This is a genomic window from Tropicimonas marinistellae (genome assembly GCF_001509585.1).
Taxonomy (GTDB): domain Bacteria; phylum Pseudomonadota; class Alphaproteobacteria; order Rhodobacterales; family Rhodobacteraceae; genus Tropicimonas; species Tropicimonas marinistellae.
This window is the reverse complement of the sequence record NZ_LNCI01000002.1, coordinates 204,785-218,000: the sequence shown is the minus strand read 5'-3', so window position 1 is coordinate 218,000 and position 13,216 is coordinate 204,785. Positions and strand designations below refer to the sequence as shown.

General features: G+C 61.4%; 12 protein-coding genes. 5 read left to right on the top strand and 7 right to left on the bottom strand.

Going from position 1 to position 13,216, the window contains the following annotated elements; genetic code table 11:
- The first annotated feature begins 69 nt into the window (after nucleotides 1-69).
- Genes ARC39_RS04410 through ARC39_RS04395 form a run of 4 tightly spaced genes read left to right on the top strand, consistent with a single transcriptional unit; the run spans nucleotide 70 to nucleotide 4,272 of the window.
- Nucleotides 70-1,182: a metallophosphoesterase family protein gene (locus tag ARC39_RS04410; protein WP_068110671.1), complete on the top strand. Its 1,113-nt coding sequence runs from the start codon at nucleotides 70-72 to the stop codon at nucleotides 1,180-1,182.
- The gene (locus ARC39_RS04405) at nucleotides 1,179-2,537 is read left to right on the top strand and encodes an ATP-binding protein (protein WP_068110668.1); all 1,359 of its coding nucleotides are present in this window, start codon (nucleotides 1,179-1,181) and stop codon (nucleotides 2,535-2,537) included. The genes ARC39_RS04410 and ARC39_RS04405 overlap by 4 nt, the downstream gene beginning before the upstream one ends.
- Nucleotides 2,538-2,545: 8 nt before the next feature.
- Nucleotides 2,546-3,841, top strand: coding sequence for a recombinase family protein (locus ARC39_RS04400; RefSeq protein WP_438273252.1), 1,296 nt, complete (start codon nucleotides 2,546-2,548; stop codon nucleotides 3,839-3,841).
- The gene (locus tag ARC39_RS04395; RefSeq protein WP_068110661.1) at nucleotides 3,838-4,272 is read left to right on the top strand and encodes a hypothetical protein; all 435 of its coding nucleotides are present in this window, start codon (nucleotides 3,838-3,840) and stop codon (nucleotides 4,270-4,272) included. Before ARC39_RS04400 ends, ARC39_RS04395 begins: the two co-directional genes overlap by 4 nt.
- A gap of 3 nt (nucleotides 4,273-4,275) precedes the next feature.
- On the opposite strand, the gene ARC39_RS04390 is transcribed toward ARC39_RS04395, so the two are convergent.
- Both ARC39_RS04390 and ARC39_RS04385 read right to left on the bottom strand, forming a co-directional pair.
- Complete coding sequence (locus tag ARC39_RS04390) at nucleotides 4,276-4,710, bottom strand: HNH endonuclease domain-containing protein (RefSeq protein ID WP_068110658.1); 435 nt, start codon at nucleotides 4,708-4,710, stop codon at nucleotides 4,276-4,278.
- A gap of 111 nt (nucleotides 4,711-4,821) precedes the next feature.
- Nucleotides 4,822-5,376, bottom strand: a complete 555-nt coding sequence (locus ARC39_RS04385; protein ID WP_068110655.1) for a hypothetical protein — start codon at nucleotides 5,374-5,376, stop codon at nucleotides 4,822-4,824.
- A 194-nt stretch (nucleotides 5,377-5,570) separates the two neighbouring features.
- Between ARC39_RS04385 and ARC39_RS04380 the strand changes: the two genes are divergently transcribed.
- Nucleotides 5,571-7,547, top strand: a complete 1,977-nt coding sequence (locus ARC39_RS04380) for a DNA phosphorothioation-associated putative methyltransferase (RefSeq protein ID WP_068110652.1) — start codon at nucleotides 5,571-5,573, stop codon at nucleotides 7,545-7,547.
- Here the strand turns inward: ARC39_RS04380 and ARC39_RS04375 are convergent.
- Genes ARC39_RS04375 through dndB form a run of 5 tightly spaced genes read right to left on the bottom strand, consistent with a single transcriptional unit; the run spans nucleotide 7,534 to nucleotide 13,113 of the window.
- Entirely contained in the window at nucleotides 7,534-8,073 is a 540-nt protein-coding gene (locus tag ARC39_RS04375; RefSeq protein WP_068110649.1) for a hypothetical protein, read from the bottom strand. The two genes, ARC39_RS04380 and ARC39_RS04375, sit on opposite strands and share 14 nt — an antisense overlap.
- Before the next feature lies 1 nt (nucleotide 8,074).
- Nucleotides 8,075-8,476 (bottom strand): DNA sulfur modification protein DndE, encoded by a 402-nt coding sequence (gene dndE / locus ARC39_RS04370; RefSeq protein ID WP_068110648.1) that lies wholly within the window; start codon nucleotides 8,474-8,476, stop codon nucleotides 8,075-8,077.
- Nucleotides 8,473-10,476 (bottom strand): DNA sulfur modification protein DndD, encoded by a 2,004-nt coding sequence (gene dndD, locus ARC39_RS04365; protein ID WP_068110647.1) that lies wholly within the window; start codon nucleotides 10,474-10,476, stop codon nucleotides 8,473-8,475. The genes dndE and dndD overlap by 4 nt, the downstream gene beginning before the upstream one ends.
- A complete protein-coding gene (gene dndC, locus ARC39_RS04360; protein ID WP_068110646.1) occupies nucleotides 10,473-12,038 on the bottom strand; it encodes a DNA phosphorothioation system sulfurtransferase DndC in 1,566 nt (521 codons plus the stop codon). Before dndC ends, dndD begins: the two co-directional genes overlap by 4 nt.
- On the bottom strand, nucleotides 12,022-13,113 hold the full coding sequence (gene dndB, locus ARC39_RS04355) for a DNA sulfur modification protein DndB (protein WP_068110636.1): 1,092 nt from the start codon (nucleotides 13,111-13,113) through the stop codon (nucleotides 12,022-12,024). Before dndB ends, dndC begins: the two co-directional genes overlap by 17 nt.
- Nucleotides 13,114-13,216 lie beyond the last annotated feature (103 nt).

Genomic DNA, 13,216 nt, shown 5'->3' with positions numbered 1-13,216 from the left:
GGGTGATAGTTCAGCCGAGAGCCGCTCGCCAATGCGCGCGGTGCCATGTGTCCAAATGGGAGGTTCCCAGTGTTCCGTTTCGTCCACAGTTCCGACCTTCATCTCGGCAAACCTTTTGGACGGTTCGAGAATGACCTTCCCGCTCTTTTGCGCGAGGCCCGCTACGGCGCGCTTGCTCGTCTGGCCGAGGTTGCACGCAGCAACGATGCAAAGGTCATTCTGTTGGCGGGCGACACGTTCGATGCGGAAACCCCGACGCCCACGACAATCCGCCATGCGTTGCAAGCGATGGCCGCAGCAAGAGACCTGACCTGGCTGATCCTGCCGGGTAACCACGACTCGCTGGCCGCAATGGACCTGTGGCGGCGCGTGGAGGAGGCGCGGCCCGAAAATGTCCTTGTCGCTTTCGATTCTGCACCAATCGTGCTGGGCGAGGCTGTGATCCTACCCGCACCCTGCACCGCACGACGGCCCGGGCGAGACCTGACAAACGCGCTGGACCAGTATACGCCCGAGGGCGCCTTGCGCATCGGGCTCGCTCACGGCGCGGTGACCGATTTCAGCGAAGCTGGCGACCCGGCCCTGATCCCGCCCGACCGGGCATCGCAGTCGGAACTGGATTACCTCGCGTTGGGCGATTGGCACGGGCAGATGCAGATCGGGGCGCGGACCTGGTATTCCGGCACGCCAGAGGCCGACAGTTTCAAGCATGAAGAGCAAGCCTCCGCACTGGTCGTCACGCTCACCGGCCCCGGTGCCGAACCCGAGGTCAGCCCGGTGCCGACCGGAGAATATGCCTGGACGACAGCGCGCCCCGACATGTTGCCCGGCGAGGATGTCGAGGCGCGGTTGAGCGACCTGCTGCCGCCTGTGGAGGCGAGGCGCAAGACACTGTTCCGCCTGCGCCCGGAGGGGCGACTGAACCTGGCCGAGCGCACGCTGCTGGAAGCCGCGGCGCGCGCGGTGCGCGAGGATTTCGGCTGGTTCGAGGCAGAGCTGAACGGTCTCGCCATCCACCACGACGTGACGGACCTGGATGGGATAGATCGCGCCGGCGCCCTGCGCCGCGCCGCCGAGGCGCTGTGGGAGGAGGCGCAGAGCCCCGCGCTTTCAGAGGAAGACCGCGAGATTGCCGCTTCTGCGCTCGCCCGTCTCTACGCCCTGGCTTCGGAGGTCGCATGAAACTCCGCTCGCTCAGCCTGACCAATGTCCGCCGCTTTGCCGGGCAGACCGCAACAATTGGAGAGATCGGTGACGGGATTACGGTACTCTCCGCCGCAAACGAATCTGGAAAGTCCACCTTCTTCGACGCACTGCACGCGCTGTTCTTCCAGCCCTATTCCAGCCAGAACAGTGAGGTGAAAAAGCTTCGCCCGCATTCGGGTGGTGCTGTGGCCGTTGCCGCAGAAATCGAGACCGATGACGGCCTGTTCCGGCTGGAAAAGACCTGGCTTTCACGCAAGTCGGCGAAGGTGACCGATTGTGCCAACGGGCGCTTTCTGGCGCAGGATGACGAGGCCGAGGCCTGGATCGACCGGCTGATCCGCGGCGGGCTGGGAGGACCGACGGGGCTGCTATGGGTGCGCCAGGGTGTGACCGCGCTCGAGCCCGCCGGGACATCGACGGCGGAGAAACGGGAAAAAGAAACCGCGCTGGATGCGCGACGTGACCTGATGTCCACGCTGGCCGGCGAAATCGACCAGATGACCGGCGGGCGGCGTATGGACCATGTGTTGAGTGCCTGCCGGGCGGAATTGGCAGCACTGGCAACAGCGACCGGCAAGCCGAGGACGGGCGGCCCCTGGAAACGGGCTGAGGATGAGTTGGAAAACCTGCAGCAGTCGCGTGCGGCCCTTGCCGCGCAGGTCGCAGAGCTTTCCGGCGCACTTGACGAGCGGCGCCGTGTCGAGGCCGAGCGTGCCCGGCTGGACGATCCCGAGGAACGCGCGGCGCGGGACAGCGCGCTGAAAACGGCGCGCGCTGCGATGCAGGCGGCCGAAGCCCATGTGCTGAAGCTGGAAGCGGCCGAACGCGAGGTGAAGATCGCCGGGCTGGAGCATGGGGCAGCTGAGACGGCCGTCGAGGATTTGAAAGGGCTGAAAGAGGCTGTTGTCGTCGCGCAGGCAGCCGTCGCGGCCGCGGACGAAGAGGAGGCGTCCGCACAGGTGGCCTATGCCGGCAAGGAGGCTGAGGAGGCTACGGCCTCAGACACCCTCAAGGCCGCCGAATCCCGCGTCAAGGAGTTGCGCGCGGCCCATGGACAGGCGCAGCGGGCCGCAATCGCCCGGCTGGCACAAGAGCGGCTGGGCGAGATGCGGGCGCGGCTGGCCAAGGCCGAGGCCCAGGTCACGCGCCTCGCCACAGCAAGAGCGGAGGTGGACGCTGCCCGCGTCGATGACGATATTCTCGCCTCACTCGACGACCTTTCCCGGCAGCTAACCGAAGCGCGGGCACGCCGGGATGCGCTCGCCGTGACCGTCACGCGCTGGAACGGGCTGATCTTCTTTGGCTTGAAAAACCGAAGGGCACGCGGATGAGGGCGACCGTGCGAAAGCTCCGCTGCGCGGTCTACACCCGCAAATCCACCGAGGAAGGGCTGGAGCAGGAGTTCAACAGCCTCCACGCCCAGCGTGAGGCCTGCGAGGCCTACATCGCCAGCCAGCGCTCCGAGGGCTGGGTGCTGGTCCGCGATCAGTATGACGATGGCGGCATTTCCGGCGGCACGCTCGACCGGCCCGCGGTGCAGCGGCTGATGGAGGATATCGAGGACGGGCTAGTAGACGTGGTGGTGGTCTACAAGATCGACCGGCTTTCGCGCTCGCTCGCCGACTTCGTCAGGTTGGTGGAGGTTTTCGACCGTAACGGTGTCACCTTCGTCTCCGTCACGCAGTCCTTCAACACTACCTCGTCCATGGGGCGGCTGACGCTCAACATCCTGCTCAGTTTCGCCCAGTTCGAGCGCGAGGTGACGGCCGAGCGGATCCGCGACAAGGTCGCCGCCAGCCGGAGGAAGGGCATGTGGATGGGCGGTGTGCCGCCCTACTGCTACCGCGTCGAGAACCGCAAGCTGGTCGTCGATGACGATCGCGCCGAACACGTCCGCTGGATCTTCGCCCGGTTCCTGGAAATCGGCTCGGGTACCGAACTGGCGCGCGAGGTCGCGAAACGTGGCATCCGCACACCGAAGGGCAACCGGATCGACAAGAAGTACCTCTACCGGATGCTGAACAACCGCGCCTATATCGGCGAGGCGGTGCACAAGGGCGACAGCTACCCCGGCGAGCACAAGGCCATCGTCGACCGCGATACATGGGACCGCGTGCACGCCATCCTGAAGGAAAGCCCCAGGAAGCGCGCGGCGCGCACGCGCGCCGAGACGCCGGCGCTGCTGAAGGGGCTGCTCTATGGCCCAGACGGCGCCGCGTTCTCGCCAACGCATACACGGAAGGTTGGCAAGCTGTACCGCTACTACGTCAGTCAGACAGTGCTGAAGCACGGCGCCGGATCCTGTCCGATTGGCCGCGTCCCCGCCGGCGAGATCGAGGCCGCCGTCATCGACCAGTTGCGCGCTGCGTTCCGTCAGCCCGAGATCGTGGCGGGCACATGGAAGGCGGCGCGCGCCCATGCCGACGACATAACCGCGGCCGACGCCCGCGCGGCCCTGCGGCAGCTCGATCCGCTCTGGGACGAACTCTTCCCCGCCGAGCAGGCCCGCATCGTTGCCCTGCTGGTTGAACGCGTCGACATCGGCACGGAGGGGCTCAACGTCCGGCTTCGGGTCGACGGCCTCACCGGACTCGCACGCGAGATGCTGTCCGGTGACTTTGGACAAGCGGCATGAGGCACGCGGCGCAAATCCCTGAAACCGTGACCCTGCATGTCCCGTTCCGCGTCGTGCGGCGCGGCGGACGCAAGGAGATGCAACTGCCGCCCGTAGCTGCGTCGAAACGCAAGGCCGACAACACCTTGATCAAAGCTTTGGCGCGGGCGCACCGTTGGCAGAAGCTGCTCGAAGAGGCCGAATATGCGACGGTACGAGAACTTGCAGAAGCGGAGAAGATCAACGCCCCCTATCTCGGGCGGGTTCTTCGCCTGACACTTCTTGCTCCCGATATGATTGAGGCGATCCTTGAAGGACAGCCGGTCAACGTTGGTTTGTCGGAACTGCTTCGGGGATTGCCGATGGAATGGGAGCACCAACGAACCCTGCTTCTAGCAGCTGGAAGCGAAGACCTCGCGTCGCCCGCAAATCTTGAGCAGCCGAGCCTCTAGCGTTTAAACGCAACTCCGCGCCGGAGCGCCGTTTGGACGCCATCCATCCGGGAAGCCCATCCGCTTTGCGATTCCCGCCAGTCCCGAAAATGCCTCGTTGTAGACGCGTTCTAGCTCGGCCGGATTCTGCAGTCGGCTCGAATCCAGTTGGAGGTCGGTTGCGTACTCATCCAACGCCAGTCGCCATGTCGCCTCCGCTCGACCTTGCAGCGACATGGCATGGCGCGCCATCATACTGTGTTGATGCGCAAGGCGGGGAACAAAACCCAGATCGGGGAGAAGATCGCTCTTTTCGGCATTCAGGCCGCTCTCAATCGGCGTGAGATTCCAGAATCTGTCGTGTGCCACGAATGCCCGCGGCAAGAAGTGGTCCAAATCGAAGTTCGCCGTATCGATAAAGTTTCCACTGTAGATCGAGACCACCTTGTTCTTCTCCATTACCTCTCTCCAAAGGGCGTGCTGATTGCTGAGTGGAGGTCGTCCGAGCGCCGGAGCGATCTTCTGGACAAGTCCAGGCACAGTTGGATTTCGACGTTCTAGAAAGCGGAGTCAGAGAGCGTCACTCCAGCCTTGGACAATTACCAAGTTGCGTTCGAGGTAATCGATCCACGTTGGGTGGAATTCGATTCCTGTGTCAAGCACCCTGTAGACCGGTTGAACTGCTGAGAACCGGCTGCGGCTTAGATCCTCAATCGTTCGATCAACCTGCTGATCTGGCAACCCACGTGTTTCGAGCGCAAACCACGGCCTGAGGAACCGCTGCGGTACATAGCGCACGAGAGAGTCCCTTCCGGAAGACGCCACAACGGACGCAAACGCGCGCCTGACTTTTTCCGGATTACGCCGCAGAACCTCCTGGTCGACCGCTGCGGAAATCCGTGCAACGACATCGTCCTGCACGCCGAAATGGAGACGGTGATGAAAACCCGGCCACCAGGCCTCTTCCATCATCCCAACGGCGAGGTTCGCGAAGTCGATCTGCTGTCTTCCGCGTTTGATGCCGTCCCGAAGCAAGACCCGAAAAAGGAGATGCTTGTAACTTGTGCTGACTGCACGGAACGTTTGCGCCAGTGGCGCAGGATCAAGGTGATCCGATCCCGGCAACCCGGAGCTCCCAGGCGACGTCATCACGAGCGGAATACTCCCAGTCCGGTTACATGCCATTCTCGTCCGGTCCTGAATCCTCAAGAGCCGGCAATTCCCAAGTCAGCCCTATCACCGGCTGACGGCTCTGGCGACCGCCGAGCTGCGCCTCTACTGTGCTTTGGTATTCAGATCGCTTGTTGAAAGGCGCAACGATGCACGTGGCGGTTTCCGGGAAGCAGGTTGCAGGTAGCCTCTACTTGCATCGAGATGCGATCGCGGCTCTGGAGCCGGCATCGCGATCAGAAATATGGGCTGCGGAAGCCTTGGCGAACACATCGCAGTGGAATGTCGTAAAGCTTCGGCATTCCGGAGAAAAGCGGATCTCTCTCCTCACTTATGAGGATTTTGAACGGCCGTTTCCGGCTTTGCTCGAAAGCGTCACGGTCAATCTCGAGAACCGGACTGCCGTTCGTCGCTCCTACCGGGCACGCGCGAACCCACCAGTGCTTCACCGCAAGGAACTTCTTCTCCCCGCCGATCACCCAAGACGAGGAGAATACGGAGAACTGACTCAGGCCCTCGAAAGCATGGGGCTTCTGCAAGAAACGAGTTCCATCGGGACGCGACTTTCATGGGAACAGCGATTGCGAGAAGCCGGCGTCAAAGTTGTCGGGCATGCAATCGAACGGCTTGGCGAGCCTGCGTCACAGCCCGAGGTCACGATCAGGCGTCATCTCGCGGCGATTCGGCGCGACGGACTCTCATCCCCTGTTCAGGCACTGATCCGACACGGCTTGATTGACGAGCAAACGACGTTATTCGACTACGGGTGCGGATTCGGATCGGATGTTGAAGGCTTGCAGGCGGCCGGCATTTCCGCCGCCGGCTGGGATCCGTATTACGCGCCGGATCAACCACGTAAGTCGGCCGACGTCGTCAACCTCGGCTTCGTCCTGAACGTAATCGAGACGCCCGCCGAGCGGCAAGACGTCCTTCAATCGGCCTTTGCTCTTGCGCAACGCTGCCTTTCGGTCGCCGTCATCACCTCGAGCCGAGCACGAACAGAGACGTGCCGACCCTATGGCGACGGGCACGTTACGCGCCTCGGCACATTCCAGAAGTTCTATCGCCCGGCCGAACTCAAGGAAATCATTGAAACCACGCTCGGACGGGAGGCGTTTCCGGCCGGCCCAGGCCTCTTTTTTGTATTTGCTGATCCGTTGGCCGAACAGTCATACCTCTTGTCTCGGCAAACTCGTCGATCCACCACGAGTGTGACTGTTGCCGCTCGGCGCAAGGCGGCAAGGGAAGCCGCCTTCGAGGCCCTCCGCCCCGACCTCGAAGCTATTGTGGCAATTGCAGAAGACCTCGGAAGGTGGCCCGCGCCGGAAGAACTTCCGAAGGAAGTACGCCACGGGCTGGAGGAGGCCAAAACGTCAATCGCGAAGGCCATCCGCTTGGCGAGCAGCCTTTCCGATCCCGAAGTCTTGGAACAAGCCGCAAAGCAGCGCCAAGAGGATATCTCTGTTTATCTGGCACTCAACGAATTCAACCGGCGAAAAAATTACCGGGACCTGCCGGAACGCCTCCAACGGGACGTACGTGCCCTCTTCGGCAACTACACAACGGCGCAGGCGTCAGCACGTGATCTGCTCTTCTCGCTCGCTGATACCGACAATCTTTGCTTTGCCGCCCAGACAACCTTTGGCGAAGGCCTGGGATTTTTGGATGAGGAAGAAAACTACTGGATCTGCGCCGAGCTGATCTCACGTCTTCCCGCCGCTTTGCGCTGTTTCGCAGGCTGTGCCGAGAAATACGCCGGCGGTTTCGACGAGATGCACCTGGTGAAATTTCACCTCCTGACCGGCAAGCTGACGATCTTCCGATATGCGGATTTTGATCTCTCTCCGCTGCCACGTCTCGAGCTTCGAACAAAGATTGATCTGCGGCGGCAACGAATTTCGGATTTCGACCACGAAGACGAGGATCAGCGCCTGGTTCTGAAGTCGCGGTTCATGGCGCCGGACCAAACCGGTTTCGAGCGCCAGAAGCGGTTCGATGCACAAGCCTCCGACATTGGATTGGCCGAGCTAGGCGTCCGTGCCACAGGCTCGGAGATACTCTCCGTCAGTGAAGCTGCGGGCCGATTGCCACGTGGCTGGAACTGGTCACCCATCACCCCCCGCTAGCAAGATCCTTCGGTTTCAGGGCGCGTGGGATTAGCCGGGATCCAGACTTGCGCATTTCAAAGATCACACCCGCATCTTGTGGGCCGATGCTAACGTGCATCGGTCTGTCAGGACCATAGAGGTAGACTCGGTCGAAAGGCAGCGCATCGACGACAACGCGAGCAACCTCAATCGACGACACGCCGGGCACCCAGAAGTCTGCTGCCTGACCGAGCCGGGGGCAGAAAAATTCCCCGGAAGCGCGTCGTTCATGTCCTGCATGTTGATCGAGCTGGGGACTGATACGTCGACGGATCTTTCGAGTCAGTGCCGGACCTGCAAACCCATATGTGAGCTCGATTTGGCCGAATTCCTTGGCGATCGGCTCCAGTACCTTCTCGCAAAGCTCGGAGATGGCATGGTAGGTTTCCGGTTCCTGCGGGACGTTTTCAATCCGTGTCTTACGCCAGGTGTCGCTGCAATGGCACAGGTCCGCATATGTGAAATGTTCACTCGCGAGTTCCTGCAAGTCGGGCAGAACCGCCACGTTATGCCGCCGCGGGATCGGCCGTCTCATCCAGCTTACGTGCCAGACCACCGATCGAGCGGACGTTTCGATCTGATGCAAGGTAGCCGAGACCCCTATGCAGGTGGAGCCGGAACTGTTCCTGGACCGTGGCTTGGTCAAGCCCGAGGCCGTCCTGCAGACAACGCTGTTTGATGAGCGCCAGATAGATTTCGTGATGCACACCGCCGAAAACCCGCCAGGCGATTTCGACCGCCGGCTCGCCCTTGAACTGGCGCGCTGGCGGTTTGGTCGGTTCGGCAAGGGATGCGCAAAATGCCCAACGACAGAGGACGTTCCAAGTCTCGATCCCGGTATGTCGTTTGAGCCGGATCAGTTGCTCGCGGCCCTGTTCATCGATGCGGACGGTCTCGATCATCGTCATGCAGCCTCCAGTCCAGTTTCGCCTGCAAAGGCATAGCCAGGCTCGACCTGACTGCCTTTCCCCTCGCCATCGTATGTGATGGTGAAGCTCCGGGTGATATGCGGTGAAAGCTTCTGGTAGAGCCGCCTATCAATCTCTTCGTCGGTGGACAGGAGAATCACCTGCTCTCCGGCACACGGGAAGTATCGTTCCGCAAGCCGTGTCCGATGCTGTGAGTCCAACCGCCCCAGCGGCGTATCGATCACCGTCGGGGCCGCCTGGCCCGATGCCTGCGCTAACGCCCATAGGAGAGCGACGGCGAAGAGCTGGCGTTCTCCAGCCGAGAGTTGATCTGGGGAAACTACATGCGCGTCGCTTCCGCGCAATTCGATCGCAAAGGTCTTTGGGTCGATAGAAACGCTGGCGATCAGGTCGTCTTTTCGAAAAAGGGCCTGTAGACCAGCGAGCATGTGGCGCTCGATCCGCTGGATGTGGTGCTGAATCACCTCTGTCGCAAAGCGGGAGAGTGTTTGGCGTACTCCGGCCGAGTGCTGGAGCAGCCGTCCAGCGTCTTCGCGCTGCAGCTGCAGGTTGACCAGTTTTTCCAGCTTGGCCTTGTAGCGGCTTCGAACGGCCGAAGCTTCCCGATCTGCGGCCTCACTCGCTTGGATGCGATGTTGGAGTTCTGCGTCGGCCTGCCGCAATGCTCTCTCGGAGTCCGACACTGCCTGAAGAAGAGGAGCAACGCTTTCCGCCGCTGGAACTGAGGCAAGCTTTCGCTCAAGATCGTCCCGTTCCTCCTCGAGCCCGTTGAGGCGTTCGAGAAGGAATTTTCGGGCATCAAGCAGACTGACACGTCCCCCGCCACAAAGGGTCGTGAGCGCCGCGCGGGCAGATGAGCTCAAGTGCAAATGTGTTTTCCGCGACGCCGTCTGTTCCAGACGTTCGCGGTCCTGCAGGAAGAACGACTCTACCTCGTGGACGAGGTCCTCTGCGGCGCCAAAATCTTTCAGCCTAGAAAGCGCAAGCTGATCGCGGTCAACAAGATGCGTCAGGAGTGCTCTGGTCGCTTCGGTGTCCGCTTCCTGTTCAGACTGCCTGGCGGCAGCCTTGAGGAGTCCTGGAACGAGGAGGAGCGGCGCCCCGTCGCCAGCCCAAGCTCTGAGGTCCTTGCGTGCATGTTCCAGCGCCTCGTCAAGGCGCGCCCGCTCGCCGGTCAGCGCCTCGCGAGTCGCGAAAAGTCCGCCGCCCTCAGCCTCCAGCGCGGTCCGCGCTCGCTGCAGCACTAGTGCACTTCGCTCTGCGCTCACGCGCGCGCTCGCGACGCTGTCGTTTTCGGCCCGAGCGCGGTCTTCGGCTTTCCGCAACTCGGCCTCCGCCATAGAAAGCTCTTCCCGGAGGTCTGCACTGCCGTTTTCCGCCAGCTTCCGCGCCTCGAGAACCTCGAGGTCCACCTTCAGGCGCTCGACGATGTCGAGCCCCAGCAATGCATTGATCCCAGTACCGATGATTTCGGACGATCTGTCGAGGTCAGCGAAATGTTCGATCTTCTCGCCGTCAAAAAAGAACAGCGGCGCGATGCGCGGCGGCAGCAACTCTTCGATGAAGTCGTTCCACTGAGCGGTCAGGACGCGGTCGAGTTGTCCATCTACCACCACTTCGAAGATCTCGCGTACCCGGCGGGTGTTTGCGGTCCAGGCGCGGCGAATCTCGAAGACATGCTCCCTCCCGTCCATCCTTCGGCGAAACGAAACCTTGACCTCAGCGCCGTCGCCCGACGGGGCATTCCTGTTTATCACGCCGCGGAGGTACTCTTCATACGCCCCGGTCCCCCGGAGTTGTCCTCTGGCCAGTCGTCCAAAGAATGCGAGTTGAAGAGCTTCAAGGAATGTTGTCTTGCCGGCGCCGTTCTGGGCACCGATGAGGATGATCGGCTTGTCAGCCGACTCGGGCGTAAGCTCGAACCGATGCCGTCCGCGATAGACGCCGAAATTGTGTAGAACGATTTCGTCCAGGATCATTTCGCGGTCTCCGATTTCTGAATCTCTGCGAACTCACCGAGCTCTCCTTGGAGCGCTGCCGCGGCGTTCTGGCCCGCGTTGCCGGCTTCGCCGACCGCTTCCAGCAAGTCACGGAGATCACGCCGGCGCGCGGCACGCCCGGTCGCGTCTTCGACGTCGTTGTAGAAGCCGCGCTTGAAGGCATCCTCAAGACGCTCATACAGCTTCGCCCGGCGTCCGGCCGTTCGATAACTTCGCTGGACCTGCAGAAGTTCGCGGACGAGCTCAAAGTGGATTTGATCGTCTTCGGCAGCACTTTTTAGAATTGTCATCTCTTCCGCCCCGAAGGGCTGCTTGTCGTCCAGTTTCTTCGCCAGAAACTTCCGACCCGTCGCTTCGGCGTAGATCGTAGGCAGCCGGTCCTCGACCTCGTATTTTTCCACGACCCAGATCCTGCGGATCTCGTGAAGCTCATCCTGGGTCACGAGTTCGATCCCGCGAACCTCGGGCGGAGCCGTCGGGTGATTGCGAACGACTTCCTGGGCGGTGAGGAGCCGACGCAGCCATTCTTCCCGAGTGGCCTGAGTGTAAGGGCCAGGAATCGGACGGTCGTCCCTCGTGAAAAGCTGCACTGTGCCACTCATCCGACGGAAATCGCGCTTGTCGTGGTCTGGTTCGTCGAGCGCGTTACGCAGCTCGAGGAGCGGGGCCATCCACTCCCTTTCTTCGTCATTTTGGATCATCGCCGACATCGACTTGTCCTTCTCGACAAGCGTGCAAACCCAGCATCCAAAGCGGCTATCACCACAGCTCGGCGTTGACGTGTCGAGGACCACAGGACACTCGGCGTCAGGCGAGGCACCCTGATACATACTCAGAAGCGCCTTGTTGTCATGGCCCCAAGGGTTCTTCACCTGCAGCAGGAACAGCCACACGTCGTCATTGGTCCACTCGGCGATCGGACTGTAGATGAATGCGTTTGGGAGCGAGCTGTGTGAACTCAGGTTCTCCCGGACCCGCCCTTCATCATTCGCCGTCATGCGCGCTGCGCGCACCGAACTTTCGGCCTTGCGCGTCCCGAGGACGACAATCGCCTCGCCGTTCTGCTTGACCACGTCGGAAATGAACTCATCCGCCGGGCGGATCTTCATGCGCTCCGTGCACCAGCGGAACTTCGGCCGCGGAGCGGGATAGCCACGTCCGATCAGGTTGACCCAAAACGTGCTCTGGACGTCGGGTGTGAGCTTATGCGGATAGATCGGCAGCCCCAAGCGCGCCGCGTTCTCGCCCATGACTTCGTGGGAGCGATCGACCCAAGCGGCGACGACCGGATTCTCGACGAGCGTGTCGGTCGAGATGACGTGAATTGCCTTTCGACGATCCCTTGGCGGAAGTTTCGAAATTGCCAGCCAGACCAGCTGCAACACTGCCGTGGAATCCTTGCCACCGCTGTAGCCGATCACCCAGGGGATTTGGTCCGCAAGGTATGTCTTCTGGATCTGCTCAATCGACCGTGAGAGCACTTCCTGGAGCCCCTCGGCTTTGAAGATGGATTGCCGCGCTGATTTACGTGCTTCGCTCATAGTCTCCCCGCTCGTGTGCATCCTCAATGCGCTGGTCCTCCGGCGAAAGCTCGAGTCCCAGTCTCTTCTTGATGTAGTTGGTTGTCAGAACCACGTTCTGCGTGGCCTTCGAAAGCCGCCCGCCGACCACCGCCCGTCCTGCCCAAGTCGGACTGTTCCGAGACCAGTCGATGTCCGACAGAGCTTTGAGACGCCTTTTCCAATCATTCGGTGCTTCGCGCAAGAGTGCCGCACCGGACCTACCGAGGGCGTTGAGAACCACGGCATGCGAATGAATCAGATCCTGCCGGACCTCGCTGGCCGCGAGCCGACCGCGACGGACCTGGTTCCATTCTGGCAATTGCTTTGCAACCTCTTCCCAATACGCCCGCGCTGTCTTCAGTCCAGCCTCCAGGTCGTCCGTCGTATCGGCGAGAAGCGCATTGGTGGCCTGGTAGATCGCGCTGAAGGTGAAAAGCCTTCGAGAACGGGTCGAAAGCGTGCTCCGCTCCATTTCGACCAGATCCCGGAAAGGCTCAGCCTCAAGCACGAGGCGTCGTGTCAGCTCGGCTGACTGGTCCCGGTGGTCATAGAGCAGCGAGATCGATGTCGAGGGGCGGATGGCATAGCGATTCAGATCCGCGAACATCTGCTGCGAGCGCGCCAGACCGATGTCGCTGAAGAAGACGACAGCGATGGTCTCGTCCCCGAGCTTTGGGTTCATCTTCAGCGCAGCCTCGATGGCTGCGCGCCGGTGCTGGCCGTCATTGATGATAAATGTTCCCGACATTGGAATTCGCAGGACACCCAGCCGATCGTTTTCCTGTGAGACTGGATCGAACTCGAGGTCGGCATCGACCGAGGCGGTGAGGGCCGAGAACACATAACCATTGGGGTGTTCGGTTATATACCTCGACATCTCTGGAATCCGCGACTTGTTGAGCGTACGCTGGGAACGCAGCTCCGGCGTCAGCTCTTCCTCGTCGAAGAGGAAGATCTTTGGGATCAGGCGCAGCGGGCACATGGAAACATAGTACTCCCGGCCGGCCTGTACGCCGCGAATGGCTGGAAATGCGTAGTGGAAAGTGTTGTCCATGGTCTCTCTCAGGTTGTCCCACGGATGCCCGACCACAAACTGTTTGTCAAATGGAATAGCAAACAGATAACGTACGTCACGAAGCCCGTCACATACACCTGCC

Excerpts from the sequence above, each read along its gene's own strand:
- dndC (WP_068110646.1), bottom strand. The coding sequence starts at position 12,038 with ATGAGCGAAGCACGTAAATCAGCGCGGCAATCCATCTTCAAAGCCGAG.
- dndB (WP_068110636.1), bottom strand. The coding sequence starts at position 13,113 with ATGGACAACACTTTCCACTACGCATTTCCAGCCATTCGCGGCGTACAG.
- ARC39_RS04390 (WP_068110658.1), bottom strand. The coding sequence starts at position 4,710 with ATGGAGAAGAACAAGGTGGTCTCGATCTACAGTGGAAACTTTATCGAT.
- dndE (WP_068110648.1), bottom strand. The coding sequence starts at position 8,476 with ATGACGATGATCGAGACCGTCCGCATCGATGAACAGGGCCGCGAGCAA.
- ARC39_RS04380 (WP_068110652.1), top strand. The coding sequence starts at position 5,571 with ATGCACGTGGCGGTTTCCGGGAAGCAGGTTGCAGGTAGCCTCTACTTG.
- ARC39_RS04395 (WP_068110661.1), top strand. The coding sequence starts at position 3,838 with ATGAGGCACGCGGCGCAAATCCCTGAAACCGTGACCCTGCATGTCCCG.
- ARC39_RS04405 (WP_068110668.1), top strand. The coding sequence starts at position 1,179 with ATGAAACTCCGCTCGCTCAGCCTGACCAATGTCCGCCGCTTTGCCGGG.
- dndD (WP_068110647.1), bottom strand. The coding sequence starts at position 10,476 with ATGATCCTGGACGAAATCGTTCTACACAATTTCGGCGTCTATCGCGGA.